A 14,502-nucleotide genomic window follows, 5' to 3' on the forward strand; every position below is an offset into this window, starting at 1 on the left:
TGCCATGCAGTCCGTCCGACCGATTCCGCCGCTGCCCGCCCCCGTCCGCCCCGACCCGGTCCGCGACCGCTGGGCGGCGCCGATGCGCCTCGCCATCGCCGAGGCCGCCCTGGCGCCGGCCACCGGGGACGTCCCGGTCGGGGCGCTCGTCCTCGGACCGGACGGCGAGATCCTCGGCCGCGGCCACAACGAGCGCGAGGCCGTCGGCGACCCGACCGCCCACGCCGAGGTGGTGGCGATCCGCGAGGCCGCCCGGACCCTCGGGAGCGCCGCGCACTCCACCCCGAACGGGGACGGCGCACGACCGGACGGCGGGCGACCGGACGGCTGGCGACCGGACGGCTGGCGGCTGAGCGGGTGCACCCTCGTCGTCACCCTGGAGCCCTGCACCATGTGCGCGGGCGCGATCGTGCTCTCCCGGATCGACCGCGTCGTCTACGGCGCCCTCGACGAGAAGGCCGGCGCGGCCGGCTCGCTCTTCGACGTGATGCGCGACCGGCGGCTCAACCACCGCCCCGAGGTGATCTGGGGCGTCCTCGCCGACGAATGCGGCGAACAGCTGCGCGCCTTCTTCGACGGCCACCGCTGAACCGCGCCCCGCGGCCGCCCCGGGATACGGATTTCGTCCCCGCGCCACCCGTCCGGTAGAGTTCCCCTCGGTAGCGTGTCCGAGCGGCCAAAGGAGCACGCCTCGAAAGCGTGTGTGGGGGCAACTTCACCGTGGGTTCGAATCCCACCGCTACCGCCAGCAAGCCCGAGGGCCCGTCCGGAGATCCGGACGGGCCCTCGGCGTTTCCGCGCACCCTCGAACGCGGAAAGGGCTCCGCACCCGTCGGCCGATGACCACCAACGCCTGTCGAGTACGGAGCCTGGAGGGGGGAGCGGTTCGGGGGGACTGACCGCTCCCCCGGGCGGAGTCCCACAACCGGGGCCGCGTCGGGGGGGAAGCCGCGGCACCGGTCCCACAGCGGGGAGCTCCGGATCCACGCACCGGGGATCCCTGCCAGACCCTCGGTACATCAACCATCCTGCCGCCCGTCCCGCGCCCCGGCACCCGGAGAAAGGCCCCTGTCGCGGGGACCTTCGTCCCGCCGGGTGAACGCGTCGCACACTTGATAGGCCGTCCGGGTGGATAAGCTGCCCGTTGCACGGGCCGCTCGGGGACCGAGCGACGGCGGCCCACAGCAGGGAGGAAGGTCACCGGATGGCGCAGGCGAAGAAGATCGGAATGGTCCTCCTGCTCGTCTTCGTGCTCTACACGATCATCACCTCGCCCGCCCGCGCGGCCGAGTTGGTCCAGTTGGGCTTCGAAGGCATCTCCAACGCCGCCAAGGCCGTCGGCACCTTCATGACCGGCCTGGTGAAGTAGCCCGGGACCCACCGGCTACGGTGGGCCCGACATCCGACCCCGTCCGCGAGGAGCGGCACCGTGATCCGCCACCTGGTCCTGTTCAAGCTCAACGAAGGCGTCAGCAAGGACGACGAGCGCGCGCTCGCCGGCGCCAAGGCCTTCGCCGAGCTCGGCCCGGTCGTCCCCGAGCTGCGCGAGTGGGAGTGCGGCTGGAACACCACCGACCGCGACATCGCCCACGACTACGCCATCAACAGCCTGGTCGAGGACCGCGAGGCCCTCCAGGCCTACCTCACCCACCCGGCCCACCAGGCCGCGGCCGCCCAGTGGCGCGAGTTCGCCACCTGGGTGATCGCCGACATCGAGGTCTGAGCCCGGCGGGACGCGCCGGCCCGGCCGGCGCGTCACCCTGACGGCTGCGGCGCCCCGCCCGGATACCGGGCGGGGCGCCCTGCTCTGTCCCGGAACGACCCTTGGGCCGCCCCGCCCGCACCCCCGACGGACGCCGGGCACGGCATCAACACACCTCCACGCGGTACTTGCCCGACACACGCCCGCCTTGTGATGCTATGACCGGTTTTGCCGGACATGGCGAGATGGTGAACGAGACGGGACACCCGGTCCGCAGGTCCCACCGTTGTCGACTTTGGGAGGGGTGACGTGTCCGTGCGGACACCAGGGAGCGCACCGGACGACGAGGTGCTGGCCACCGTGATCAGCCCGGCCGGCGAACTCCGCCCGGACGGGCTGCGCGGACCGGGCGGCCGGCCCGCCGTCGACGTCCGGACCCTCACCCGGGTGCTGTTCGAGCGGCTCGCCGAACTGCCCCCCGACGCCCCCGAGCGCGAACGGGTCCGGGCGGCGCTGATCGAGGTCAACATCCCGCTGGTCCGGTACGCCGCCACCCGCTTCCGCAGCCGCAGCGAGCCGATGGAGGACGTCGTCCAGGTCGGCACCATCGGTCTGATCAACGCCATCGACCGCTTCGACCCCGGCCGGGGCGTGCAGTTCCCCACCTACGCGCTGCCGACCATCCTCGGCGAGATCAAGCGCTACTTCCGGGACAACGTCCGCACGATGCACGTCCCGCGCCGGCTCCAGGAGCTCTGGGTACAGGTCAGCGGGGCGATGGAGGAGCTCACCGTGGTGCACGGGCGGGCCCCCAAGGTGCCGGAGATCGCCGCCAGCCTGCGCATCCCCGAGGAGGACGTCCGGGCCTGCCTGGACGCCGGGCGGGCCTACAACGCGGCCTCCCTGGAGGCCGCCCAGGAGCACGAGGGCGGCCTGGCGCTGCTCGACCGGCTCGGCTACGAGGACTCCGCGCTGGCCGAGGTCGAGCACCGGGACATGGTCCGCCACCTGCTGGTGCAGCTGCCCGAGCGGGAGCGCCGGATCGTCATGCTGCGGTTCTTCGCCAATCTGACGCAGTCGCAGATCAGCACCGAGCTGGGGATGTCCCAGATGCACGTCTCCCGGCTGCTGTCCCGGATCCTGACCAGGCTCCGGACCGGCAACTCCTGGGACGAGTAGGCCCGCCCGACCCCACCCGACCCCGACCGACCCCGGCCGGCGGCGTCACGGCACGACAGCGGCGTGTCACCAGCGTGTGACATCTTGCGACGTTCGGGTTTGCCGGGGAGCGTGAGCCGGTATGGAGGGGAGGGAGGGGGGCCGGTCAGGAACGCGGGAACGTTTCGACCGGTGGCACCCGTTGGACCGTCAGTCACGAGGGGGTGGGTGCATGTCCGGAGACCTGGGCACTGCGGAGATCCACGCTGAACCGGCCGAGGCCGTGCAGATCCCGCTCCAGCGGGCCGGGGCGGCGCCGGACGGCGCGCTCGACACCCGGACGCTCTCCCGCTCGCTGTTCGTGCGGCTGGCCGCCCTCGAACCGGGCAGCACCGAGCACACCTACGTCCGCGACACCCTCATCGAGCTCAACCTGCCGCTGGTGCGCTACGCCTCGGCGCGGTTCCGCAGCCGCAACGAGCCGATGGAGGACATCGTCCAGGTCGGCACGATCGGCCTGATCAAGGCGATCGACCGTTTCGACCCGGAGCGCGGGGTCGAGTTCCCGACCTTCGCGATGCCGACCGTGGTCGGCGAGATCAAGCGCTTCTTCCGCGACACCAGCTGGTCGGTGCGGGTGCCCCGGCGGCTCCAGGAGCTGCGGCTGGCGCTCACCAAGGCCGGCGACGAGCTGGCCCAGCGGCTCGACCGCTCCCCCACCGTCGCCGAGCTGGCCGTCTGCCTCGGCGTCAGCGAGGAGGACGTGGTCGAGGGCCTGGCGGTCGGCAACGCGTACACCGCCAGCTCGCTGGACTCCAGCCCGAGCGAAGAGGACGGCGAGGGGCCGCTGGCCGAGCGGCTCGGCTACGAGGACCTCGCGCTGGAGGGCGTGGAGTACCGGGAGTCGCTCAAGCCGCTGCTGGCCAAGCTGCCGCCGCGCGAGCGCCGGATCATCATGCTGCGCTTCTTCGGGAACCTCACGCAGTCCCAGATCGGCGACGAGATCGGCATCTCCCAGATGCACGTCTCCCGGCTGCTGACCAAGACCCTCACCCAGCTGCGCGAGGGCCTGACCGCCGAGGGCTGAGGGGCGAGGCGCGCACCTCAGGGCTCCAGCAGGGCGCTCAGGGCTCAGGGCTCCAGCAGGTTGGCGCGCAGGCCCCTCAGCACGCCCTCGTCCAGCCCGAGGCCGTCCGACCAGAACGCGTCGAAGTCCGGCCAGCCGGCCTCGACCTCCTCGAAGGCCGCCTCCAGATAGTGGCGCTCGGCCCGGAAGACCGGCAGCAGCAGCTCGGGCTCGCTCATCAGCCCGCGGGCCAGCAGGCCCTCCATGACGGTCGTGACCACGGCCGCGGAACGCTCGTTGGTGAGCAGGTAATCCGTGAACACCGTTTCCCGGTCCACGCCCAGCGCGGTCAGCAGCACGGCCGCCGTCCACCCCGTACGGTCCTTTCCGGCCGAACAGTGGAACAACAGGGGCGAACCGCCCGGATCGGCCAGTAGGCGCAGCACCGCGGCGAATTGTTCACGGGCAATCGAATCGTTGACGAACCAGCGGTAGAGGCCGGTCATCATCGCCTCGGCGCGGCCGTTCCCGAGCAGGGCGTGCTGCTTGCCCGGATCCCGGTCGGCCAGCGCCTCGCGCAGCGTCGCGAAGATGTCGAAGTTCTGTGCGAACACCGGAATGTGATGCAGGATCATGCCGTCGGCGACCCGATCGGCACCGGCCTCGTGGACCTCGTCCCGGCTGCGCAGGTCGACGATCCTGCGCAGGCCCATTCCGGTCAGCCGGCCGAGATCCTCGTCGGTGAGCCGGTGCAGACCGTCGCTGCGCAGCGCGACACCGGCCCGGAGCACCAGCCCCTCGGCCGTCCGATAGCCGCCGAGGTCACGGGCGTTGACGGCGCCGAACAGGCCCAGGCTGCGGGCGGCCGGGAAATCGACGGTCTCGGTCTGCTGCTCGGTCACGCTGCGGCCTCCATTGGATATTCGGACGGTGACGTGGCACAACCCTGAGCGATATTGCATGAACCTGCCCATCGAAACGACAGGATGTGCGACAGTGTCACGGGCAACGCCGCCAGTGTAGGGTCCGGGTCGCCCGTCGGGTCACACGATGGGTGAGCAGCGGTAACACTAGGTTCCGGATTTTAATTTTTAATTCATTATTTGCGCAGCCGGACCGGTTTCGGCCACAATCAGCGCGCTCATGGCCGGACCATGAACGTTGGTAACAGATTCGCTGCACTCCTGCCCATTTGGTCCCGCCCGGAACGGAAGTTCCACCAGGATGGGCGCCGGGCAGCCTGCTGCCCTCGAACAGCTACAGGGCAGGTGAACGCGAGCAGCGGAGCGCCCTGCCCAGGGGAGGAAAGACAACATGGGTCGAGCGACCCGAAGAGTTGCCGCCTGCGCGGCAGCCGTTCTGCTGGCCGGTGGCCTGCAGTCGTCCCTCGCGCACGCCGCCACCACCACGCCCCGGATCGACCTGACGGTCCTGGTGATCAGTGACGGCGGGCCGGCCACGGCCGCGATCACCGCCGAGCTGAAGAGCCAGGGCACCCCGTACAAGCTCGTCGACCTCAACGACGCCGGCCGCCCGGTGATCGACACGGCGTTCCTCAGCGACACCCTGAACGGCCAGCCCCGCGGCAAGTACCAGGGCATCGTGCTGCCCAACGACAACCCGTTCGCGGCCGGCTCCGCCGAGATGGCCGCGATCGCCGCCTACGAGGCCGCGTTCGGCGTCCGCCAGGTCGACGCCTACACCTACGCCCGTCCCGAGGTCGGCCTGAACTGGGCGGTCAACCCCGGCTACATGGGGACCCTGGACGGCTTCCAGGGGCAGGTCAGCACCGCCGGTCTGAGCGGTCCTTTCGGCTACCTCAAGGGCAGCGTCCCGTTCGAGGACAACGACCCCGCCGTCTCCGAGAGCTACGGCTACCTGGCCACCCCACGGACCGACCTGCCGGCCGGCTCCAGCTTCACGCCGTTGGTCGAGGTGCCGATCCCCGGCAGCACCGCGAAGGGCTCGCTGGTCGGCGAGTACGCCCACGACGGCCGCAAGGAGCTGGTCGTCACCTTCGTCTACAACCAGTACCAGCAGCAGTACCGCCTGCTGGCCCGCGGCATAGTCGACTGGATCACCCAGGGCGTCCACCTCGGCTACGACCGCAACTACTTCGCGGCCCACGTCGACGACGTCTTCCTGGCCGACGACCGCTGGGACACCGTGCTCAAGTGCACCCCCGGCGACGTCACCTGCCCGCCCGGCACCCCGGAGACCGCCCACCCGATCCGGATGACGGCCGCCGACGCGCAGTTCGCCAAGCAGTGGCAGACCGCCAACAACTTCACCATGGACATGGTGTTCAACGGCGGCGGCAGCGAGGACTGGAAGGCCGACCACGAGACCACCACCGACCCGGTGGTGGACCAGATGGTCGCGGACCAGAGCAGCTACCGCTGGGTCAACCACACCTACACCCACCCGTACCTGGGCTGCCTCCAGGACGTCTCGGTGGTCCCGTGGAAGTGCACCAAGAACGCCGCGGGCGCCACCGTCTGGGTCGACCAGGCCACCATCACCTCCCAGATCAAGAACAACCTCGACTGGGCGTCCGCCCGGGGCCTGCACCTGGACAAGAGCGAGCTCGTCACCGGTGAGCACTCCGGCCTGCTGACCGCGCCGCAGGAGACCAGCGACAACCCGTACCTGGCCCCCTCGCTGGCCGCCAACGGCGTCAAGTGGACCGCCAGCGACGCCTCCCGCGAGCCCGCCCAGCGGGCCGTCGGCGCGGCGCTGACCGTGCCGCGCTACCCGATGAACGTCTTCTACAACGCCGGCACGGCGAAGGAGGAGACCGACGAGTACAACTGGATCTACACCAGCACGGCCAACGGCGGCAGCGGCGTCTGCGAGAACAACGCCAACTCCACCTGCCTCCCGGCCCCGCTGGACGTGAACACCGGCTACGCGTCGTACATCGTGCCGCTGGAGGCCCGGATCGACCTCGGCCACGTGCTGAACAACGACCCGCGGCCGCACTTCATCCACCAGTCGAACCTGTCCGAGGACCGGATCGTCTACCCGGTGCTGGAGAAGGTCCTCTCCACCTACCGCTCGCTGCACGCCGACAACGCCCCGGTCGTGAACCTGGCGCAGAAGGACATCGGCCTGGAGTTCCAGCGCCGCGCGGCCTGGAACAACGCCCTCGCCGCCGGCCAGGTCACCGCCTACCGGGTCGGCGACACCGTCCGGGTCACCACCCCGGCCGGCGTCCAGGTCCAGGCCACCATGCCGACCGGCACCGTCCAGCAGCTCGCCATCGGCACCACCGCGTTCGGCACCGGCTACGCGGGCTCGCTCTCCGGCTGGGTCAAGCCGGGCCAGCTGCAGAGCGCCGTCCAGCTCCAGCTGCCCGCCGCGGCCACCCCGGCCGCCCCGGCCGGCACCAGCCCGTCCGTCGCGGCCGAGTCCGTCCCGGCCCCGGCGCCGAGCGACACCAAGGTCGTCCCGCAGGGCACCGCGGACGCCGTCCCGGCCGGCCCGGGCGACACCGACCGCACCGAGGCGCCGACCCTCGTCCCCGGCAGCGGGGCCCCGGTGGCGGGCAAGAACGCCGCTGCTGGTACCACTGCTGGTACCACCGCGGGTGCGCCCGCCGGCAAGGCCGCCGGCAAGGGCACCACCCCGCAGCAGGGCAAGGCCTCCGGGGGGAAGGCCGCACCCGCCGCACCCGCCAAGAAGACCGCCGGCACCACCGGCACCCGCTAGACAGGTGAACCCGGTGGCGGGTCGGCTCCCCGGCCCGCCACCGGCACCACCCACCCGGCCCCACCCGACCGGGAGTTTGAGGCAAGAACAGGAGGGGGGACAGAGATGCGCGTCACCCTGCTCACCGAGGGGACGTACCCGCACCAGCACGGCGGCGTGAGTGTCTGGTGCGACCAACTCGTCCAGGGCATGCCGGACGTCGACTTCGACATCATCGCCGTCACCGGCACCGGCCACGAGGCACTGGCCTGGGAGCTGCCGGCCAACGTGCGGTCGGTCACCACCGCCCCGCTGTGGGGCCCGGCCTCGGAGGCCAAGGCACCGCGCGGCAAGGAGATGCGCCGCTTCCTCAACGCGTACGAGCGCTTCCTGCACTCCATCCTGGACCCGGTCTACACCACCCACTTCGGCACCGAGCTGTACGGCTTCGCCGACCTCGCCCGGCGCGGGCTGCTCAGCCCGGCGCTGCGCAGCGAGCGCGCCCTGCGCACCCTCCAGCACGTCTGGACCCGCGAGTACCTCTCCACCGCGGCCTCCCGGCCCACCATGCACGACGCGTTGAACGCCACCGACCTGCTGGAGCACGCCCTGCGGCCGCTCTCGGTCGAGCCGCCGCGCGACGGCGTCGCGCACGCCGCCAGCGGCGGCCTGGCCACCCTGCCGGGCCTGATCGCCGCACAGCAGTACGGCGTACCGTTTCTGCTGACCGAGCACGGCATCTACCTGCGCGAGCGCTACCTCGGCTACCGCACCGGCCCGTACCGCTGGCCGGTGAAGGCGCTGCTGCTCGGCTTCTACCGGATGCTCGCCGAGGAGAGCTACCGGCGGGCCGCGCTGGTCACCCCCGGCAACCGGTACAACCGGCGCTGGGAGGAGCGCGGCGGCACGCCCTCCACGCACATCCGCACCGTCTACAACGGCGTCGACCCCGCGGCCTTCCCGCCCGCCGGGCCCGAGCCGGAGACCCCGACGCTCAGCTGGGCCGGCCGGGTCGACCCGATCAAGGACCTGGAGACGCTGATCCGCGCGTTCGCGATCGTGCGGCGCGAGATACCCGACGCCCGGCTGCGGCTGTTCGGTGGCACGCCCAAGGGGGGCGAGGCGTACCGCGAGAAGTGCGAGGCCCTGGCCGCCGAGCTCGGCACCGCCGACTCGGTGGTCTTCGAGGGCCGCGTCGCGGACATCACCGACGCCTACGCGGCCGGGAACGTGGTGATGCTCTCCTCGATCAGCGAGGGCTTCCCGTTCACCCTGATCGAGGCGATGTCCTGCGGCCGCGCCACCGTCTCGACCGACGTCGGCGGTGTGCGCGAGGCGGTCGGCGACACCGGTCTGGTCGTCCCCCCGCGCGAGCCCGAGCCGATGGCGGCGGCCGCGATCGAGCTGCTGCGCGACGCGGAGCGCCGGGCCCGGCTCGGCGAGCAGGCCCGGCTGCGGGTGATCGAGCAGTTCACGCTCCGCCAGAACATCGACGGCTTCCGCGGCATCTACACCGAACTGCTGGGCACCGCCCGCTGGCTGCCCGAGGGCGTGGTCGCCGTCACCGACGGCCCGCCGGCCCCGGACTGGGAGCAGGCCCCCGGCCGCTCCGAGCGTAGCGAGGTGACGGCATGAGTGGTCCCTTGCGTCTTGTTCCGGGTGAGGCCGCCGACGAGACCGTCCAGCTGCGGGTGCTGCCGATCAAGCGGCGCCGCCCGACCCTGCCGGCCCAGCGCCCCGCCCCGGTCACGGACCCGCTCGACCTCTCCGCCGACCCGCTCGACCTCTCCGCCGACCCGCTGGACGAACTCGCCGAGCGGCTGCGCGACATCTGCGCCGACGCGGTCCACCCCTACGAGATCGCGGCGATCCTGGAGTCCGACGGCCTCTCCGACGAGCAGACGGCCCTGCTGTACGGCCGCCCCGACGCGTTCACCCTCGCCGAGGAGCTGTTCGAACGGGTCGAGCGCCGCTACCCCGGGCCGAGCGCCGAGTTCGCCAACCCCTGGCGGGCCGACCCCTGGCGGTGCGTCGTGCGCGGCCTGGTGTTCGCCCTGCCGGGCCTCGGCTACCTGCTCGGCGCCAACCTGTTCGCCGCCGACCGGATGCGCTTCGGGCTGCCCTCGGGCATGCTCGCGCTGTCCGTCGCGACCCTGGTCAGCTGGTCGTTCAACCAGGCGCTGGCGCACCGCGCGTACGCCTGGCTGGGCCGCGGCCGGCGGCGGTCCGCCGGGGCCTGCCTGGCGATCGGGGCGCCGCTCGGCGCGCTGGTCGCGGCCGGTGCCGGGTACGTGGTCGGCGGACCGCTGGGCGCGCTCTGCTTCGCCGCCGGGCAGTCCGGCTACCTCGCGGCGGCCACCGTACTGCTGGTACTGGGCCGGGAGAAGTTCCTGCTGCTGGCGCTGGCGCCGTCGGCCGTCGGCGCGGGCGTGGTGCTCGCCGTCGACGTGCCGCAGGCCGTCCGCACCGCGGTGCTGCTGGCCTCGCTCGGCCTGGCCGTCGGGCTCGCCACCCGGGAGCTGCTGCGCTGCCGGCGCGGCGAGGCGGAGCCGGTCCCGCTGCGGCTGCCGCTGTCCAAGGAGGTCCCGCACCTGCTGTTCGGGCTCGCGGTCGGCACCCTGACCCTGATCGCCGGCCTCGGGGTCACCGTGCACCAGGCGGTGCGCACCGGCAGCGCCGAGGGTGCCTCGGCCAGCCCGACGGGGCCGGCCATGATCGCGCTGACGCTGAGTCTCGGGCTCGCCGAGTGGCTGCTCTTCCGCTACCGGGCGATGGCCGTGGCCGCGCTGCGCACCAGTCACACCCCGGTCGAGTTCGCCCGCCGCACCGGCGGTGTGCTGCTCGGCTGCCTGTTCATCTACCTCACCACCGTGGCCGCCCTCGACGCCGCCGCCACCGTGCTCTGGCCCGGCGCCCCGGCGCTGGGCGTCCCGGAGCTCGGCGCGCTGCTGCTGCTCGGCGGCTCGCTCTGGCTGGCGCTGCTGCTGAACGCCTTCGGGCTCAGCTGGAGCACCGCCCTCATCTGTCTGGCAGCCGCGGGCGCCGAGTGCGCCGGACTGCTGACCGGTGCGGACCCGACCGTCCTGCAGCTGATCGGCTGCGGGGGCGCGGCGGTCGTCCTCACCGCCACCGCCGGGCCCGTGCTCGGCCGCACCACCAAGCACCGCTGATGCGGCGCCCGCTGAACCGGCACCGCTGAACAGCTGAACAGCTGAACAGCGCAGCACGGAACCAGCACCGTCCGCACCACTCCGGCCGGGTCACCACACCGTCACCACACCGGGCCGGGCCGTGCAGTACACGTCCCCGGAAGACACAGGAAGCGAATCACCATGAGCAGCGTCGCCGTCACCGGAGCCGAGGGCTTCATCGGCTCCCACCTCGTCGAGGCCCTGGTGGCCGACGGCCACCACGTCCGCGCGATGGTCCAGTACAACTCGTTCTCGTCCTTCGGCTGGCTGGAGACCCTCTCCAAGGAGGTGCTGGACTCCGTCGAGATCGTCCTCGGCGACGTCCGCGACCCCGGCTCCGTCAACGGCCTGGTCAAGGGCACCGAGGCGGTCTACCACCTGGCCGCCCTGATCGCGATCCCGTACTCGTACCAGGCCCCGCACTCGTACATCGAGACCAACGTCACCGGCACCCTGAACGTCCTGGAGGCCGTGCGCCACCTGGACATCCCCCGCCTGGTGCACACCTCGACCAGCGAGACCTACGGCACCGCGCAGACCGTGCCGATCTCCGAGGACCACCCGATCAACACCCAGTCCCCGTACGCCGCCTCCAAGGCCGGCGGGGACCGGCTGGCCGACAGCTACCACGCCAGCTTCGAGACCCCGGTCGTCACCCTGCGCCCGTTCAACACCTTCGGCCCGCGCCAGTCGATGCGCGCCGTCATCCCGACCGTGATCGCCCAGCTCGCGGCCGGCGAGACCGAGATCACCCTCGGCGACCTGCGCCCCACCCGTGACTTCATGTTCGTCAAGGACACCGCGCTGGCCTTCCGCACGGTCGGCACCGCCCCCGCCGAGACGGTGGTCGGCCGCACCTTCAACGCCGGCACCGGCGGCGAGATCTCGGTCGGCGACCTGGTCTCCCTGGTCGGCAAGCTGATGGGCGTCGACGTCACCGTCAAGGAGGACGAGCAGCGCATCCGCCCGACCAACTCCGAGGTCATGCGGCTGGTCGCCGACGCCACCCGGCTGCGGACCGCCACCGGCTGGGCCCCGCGGTACTCCCTGGAGGAGGGCCTGGAGCAGACCATCGAGTTCTTCCGCGACCCCGCGAACCTGGCCCGCTACAAGACCGACATCTACAACGTCTGACCCGGTCCCGCCTTCCGGCCGCTCCCGGCACCGAAGGCCCCTTGTCGTTCCGATTTCCGTGGGGGAAACACCATGCACGCAGTGATCCTGGCCGGCGGTAAGGGCGTCCGACTCCGCCCGTACACCACCGCGCTTCCCAAGCCGCTCGTCCCGATCGGCGACCAGCACGCGATCCTGGAGATCGTGATGCGCCAGCTCGCCGCCGCGGGCTTCCAGACCGTCACCCTGGCCATCGGCCACCTCGGCCACATCATCCGCGCCTACGTCGGCAACGGCTCCCAGTGGGGGCTGCGGGTCGGCTACGCGGTCGAGGACAGCCCGCTCGGCACCCTCGGCCCGCTGCTCACCATGCAGGACCGGCTGCCGGAGCACTTCCTGGTGATGAACGGCGACGTCCTCACCGACCTGGACTTCGCCGGGGTGCTCAAGCAGCACGAGGCCTCCGGGGCCCCGCTCACCATCGCCACCTACGCCCGCCAGGTGAAGATCGACTTCGGTGTGCTGACCTCCGAGGGAGGCGCCATCACCGGCTTCCAGGAGAAGCCGCGCATCGACTACCGGGTCTCGATGGGCGTGTACGGGGTCTCCCGTTCCGCGCTCGCCACGTACACCCCGGGTCTGCCGCTGGGCTTCGACGAGCTGGTGCTGGACCTGCTGGCCGCCAAGACCCCGCCGGCCGCCTACGAGTTCGACGGCTACTGGCTCGACATCGGCCGCCCGGACGACTACGACCGGGCCAACGCCGAGTTCGCCCTCAACCGCTCGCTGCTGCTGCCGGACGAGCCGGACGCCGCCGCGCCCGCCACCGGTGAGGGCCTGTACGCCGTCCCGAACGGCCAGGACCGGCCGGTCCCCGCCGCCCGCACCGCCGCCGACGCCGCCGACGGGCAGCCGGCCGCCGCGGTGCCGGCCGGCCCCGAGAACGACGGACGGGCCGCGTGAGAATCCTGCTGCTCGGCGCCGACGGCTTCCTCGGCCGCCACGCCGCCACCGCCCTGCGGGCCCTGCCCGGTGCCACCGTGCTGACCGCCGGGCGGCGGCCCGACCACGACCTGCGGCTCGACCTGGCCACCATCCAGGCCGGCCCGCTCGGCGAGGAGCTGGCCGCGCACGCCCCGGACGCGGTGGTCAACTTCGCGGGCGCGGTCGCCGGCAGCGCCGTCAAGCTCGCCGAGGTCAACGCCCGCGGCCCGGCCGTGCTCTGCGAGGCGCTCGAACAGGGCGCCCCGAAGGCCCGGCTGGTGCACATCGGCTCGGCCGGCGAGTACGGCGTCTGCGCACCCGGCGACTCGCTCGCCGAGGACGCCGACGCCCGCCCGGTCGGCGTCTACGGCGCGACCAAGCTGGCCGGCTCCCTCGCGGTGGCCGGCTCGCCGCTGGACGCCGTGGTGCTCCGGGTGTTCAACCCGGTCGGCCCCGGCGCCCCGGCCGGCTCGCTGCCCGGCCGGCTCGCCGCCGAACTGCGCCGGGCCGCGCCGGAGGGCGCCGACGGCGTCGTGCGGGTCGGGGACCTCTCGGCCCACCGCGACTTCGTCGACGCCCGGGACGTCGCCCGCGCCGTCGCGCTCGCGGTGGCCGCCGAGGGCCCGCTGCCGCGGGTGCTCAACCTGGCCTCCGGGCGGGCCCGGCCGGTCCGGGCGATCGCCGACGGCCTGGTCGCGGCGGCCGGCTTCACCGGCCGGATCGACGAGAGCGGCGCCGGCTCCGAGCGCTCCGCCGCCGTGTCCTGGCAGCAGGCCGACGTGTCGGCCGCCGCCCGGGCACTCGGCTGGCACCCGGAGACCGGGCTCGACGAGACACTGCGCGACCTCTGGCTCTCCACCGCAACCCTGGTCACCGCATGACCGGCGCAAGCCACCAGGACGGCCGCCTGCTGGTGCCGCTGTACGTCCACCCCGCGGTGGACCCGGCGGCCTGGCAGGCGGTCGCCGCCGCCGACCCGAAGCGGATCGCCGCCGTCGTGCTCAACCTCGCCGACGGCCCGGGCGAGCCCGACCAGGTGTTCGCCGATGCCGTGGAGGAGCTCCGGGCGGCCGGCCTGCCGTTGCTCGGCTACGCCGACACCGACTACGGCCGGCGGCCGCACGCCGTCGTGGTGAACGACATCCTGACCTACCGGCAGCGCCACGGCATCACCGGCGTCTACCTCGACCAGGTGTCGACCGCGCCCGGCGCGCTGCCGCACTACCGGCGCCTCGCCACGGCCGCCCGCGCCGCCGGCTGCGCCACGGTGGTGTTCGGCCACGGCTCCCACCCGGACCCCGGGTACGCCGAGGTCGGCCTGGCCGACCTGCTGGTCACCTTCGAGGGCGACTGGACGGCCTACCGGGAGCTGGCCCTGCCGCTGTGGACCGCCCGGCACGCCGCCGCCCGGTTCTGCCACCTGGTCTACGACGTGCCCGCCGAACGGGCCGGGGAGGCGGCCACGCTGATCGCCGCCCGCCGAGCCGGGGTCGGCTGCGCCGTGCCGGGTACCGGGGACAACCCCTGGTGCACCCTGCCGTACGAGCTGACCGCCGGTCGGCCCGTCACCGAACCCACCTGAAACGACCCGGAGTTCG

The 14,502-nt window shown here is 72.8% G+C and carries 12 protein-coding genes, 1 tRNA gene and 1 pseudogene; 13 read left to right on the forward strand and 1 reads right to left on the reverse strand.

What is annotated here, in order from left to right:
- Positions 1–4 precede the first annotated feature (4 nt).
- From ACFP3U_RS23515 to ACFP3U_RS23540, 6 genes are all read left to right on the forward strand, one after another.
- The gene (locus ACFP3U_RS23515; RefSeq protein WP_380227609.1) at positions 5–589 is read left to right on the forward strand and encodes a nucleoside deaminase; all 585 of its coding nucleotides are present in this window, start codon (positions 5–7) and stop codon (positions 587–589) included.
- A gap of 69 nt (positions 590–658) precedes the next feature.
- Positions 659–748: transfer RNA gene (locus ACFP3U_RS23520), tRNA-Ser, on the forward strand.
- Between the two features lie 456 nt (positions 749–1,204).
- The gene (locus ACFP3U_RS23525; protein WP_329884941.1) at positions 1,205–1,369 is read left to right on the forward strand and encodes a hypothetical protein; all 165 of its coding nucleotides are present in this window, start codon (positions 1,205–1,207) and stop codon (positions 1,367–1,369) included.
- A 60-nt stretch (positions 1,370–1,429) separates the two neighbouring features.
- Positions 1,430–1,723 carry a Dabb family protein gene (locus ACFP3U_RS23530; RefSeq protein WP_053645680.1) on the forward strand — a complete coding sequence of 98 codons (294 nt, stop codon included), beginning with the start codon at positions 1,430–1,432 and terminating at the stop codon, positions 1,721–1,723.
- A gap of 288 nt (positions 1,724–2,011) precedes the next feature.
- The gene (locus tag ACFP3U_RS23535) at positions 2,012–2,881 is read left to right on the forward strand and encodes an RNA polymerase sigma factor SigF (protein WP_380227610.1); all 870 of its coding nucleotides are present in this window, start codon (positions 2,012–2,014) and stop codon (positions 2,879–2,881) included.
- A gap of 211 nt (positions 2,882–3,092) precedes the next feature.
- Positions 3,093–3,947, forward strand: coding sequence for an RNA polymerase sigma factor SigF (locus ACFP3U_RS23540; RefSeq protein WP_380227611.1), 855 nt, complete (start codon positions 3,093–3,095; stop codon positions 3,945–3,947).
- A gap of 44 nt (positions 3,948–3,991) precedes the next feature.
- On the opposite strand, the gene ACFP3U_RS23545 is transcribed toward ACFP3U_RS23540, so the two are convergent.
- Positions 3,992–4,828, reverse strand: coding sequence for a tyrosine-protein phosphatase (locus tag ACFP3U_RS23545; RefSeq protein WP_380227612.1), 837 nt, complete (start codon positions 4,826–4,828; stop codon positions 3,992–3,994).
- Positions 4,829–5,240: 412 nt separating this feature from the next.
- On the opposite strand from ACFP3U_RS23545, the gene ACFP3U_RS23550 reads away from it, so the two are divergent.
- The 7 genes and pseudogenes from ACFP3U_RS23550 (at position 5,241) to ACFP3U_RS23580 (ending at position 14,486) form a co-directional block, all read left to right on the forward strand.
- Positions 5,241–7,637 (forward strand): hypothetical protein, encoded by a 2,397-nt coding sequence (locus ACFP3U_RS23550; protein WP_380227613.1) that lies wholly within the window; start codon positions 5,241–5,243, stop codon positions 7,635–7,637.
- 105 nt (positions 7,638–7,742) lie between these two features.
- Positions 7,743–9,251, forward strand: coding sequence for a GT4 family glycosyltransferase PelF (gene pelF, locus ACFP3U_RS23555; protein ID WP_380227614.1), 1,509 nt, complete (start codon positions 7,743–7,745; stop codon positions 9,249–9,251).
- On the forward strand, positions 9,248–10,786 hold the full coding sequence (locus ACFP3U_RS23560) for a hypothetical protein (RefSeq protein WP_380227615.1): 1,539 nt from the start codon (positions 9,248–9,250) through the stop codon (positions 10,784–10,786). Before pelF ends, ACFP3U_RS23560 begins: the two co-directional genes overlap by 4 nt.
- A gap of 162 nt (positions 10,787–10,948) precedes the next feature.
- On the forward strand, positions 10,949–11,941 hold the full coding sequence (locus tag ACFP3U_RS23565) for an SDR family NAD(P)-dependent oxidoreductase (RefSeq protein WP_380227616.1): 993 nt from the start codon (positions 10,949–10,951) through the stop codon (positions 11,939–11,941).
- 72 nt (positions 11,942–12,013) lie between these two features.
- Positions 12,014–12,715, forward strand: a pseudogene (locus ACFP3U_RS23570) (nucleotidyltransferase family protein); the annotation flags it as partial.
- Positions 12,716–12,879: 164 nt separating this feature from the next.
- On the forward strand, positions 12,880–13,785 hold the full coding sequence (locus ACFP3U_RS23575) for an NAD-dependent epimerase/dehydratase family protein (protein ID WP_380227617.1): 906 nt from the start codon (positions 12,880–12,882) through the stop codon (positions 13,783–13,785).
- Positions 13,782–14,486: a spherulation-specific family 4 protein gene (locus ACFP3U_RS23580; protein ID WP_380227618.1), complete on the forward strand. Its 705-nt coding sequence runs from the start codon at positions 13,782–13,784 to the stop codon at positions 14,484–14,486. Before ACFP3U_RS23575 ends, ACFP3U_RS23580 begins: the two co-directional genes overlap by 4 nt.
- Positions 14,487–14,502 lie beyond the last annotated feature (16 nt).

The sequence above is a fragment of the Kitasatospora misakiensis genome, assembly GCF_042656005.1.
Classification (GTDB): Bacteria; Actinomycetota; Actinomycetes; order Streptomycetales; family Streptomycetaceae; genus Kitasatospora; species Kitasatospora misakiensis.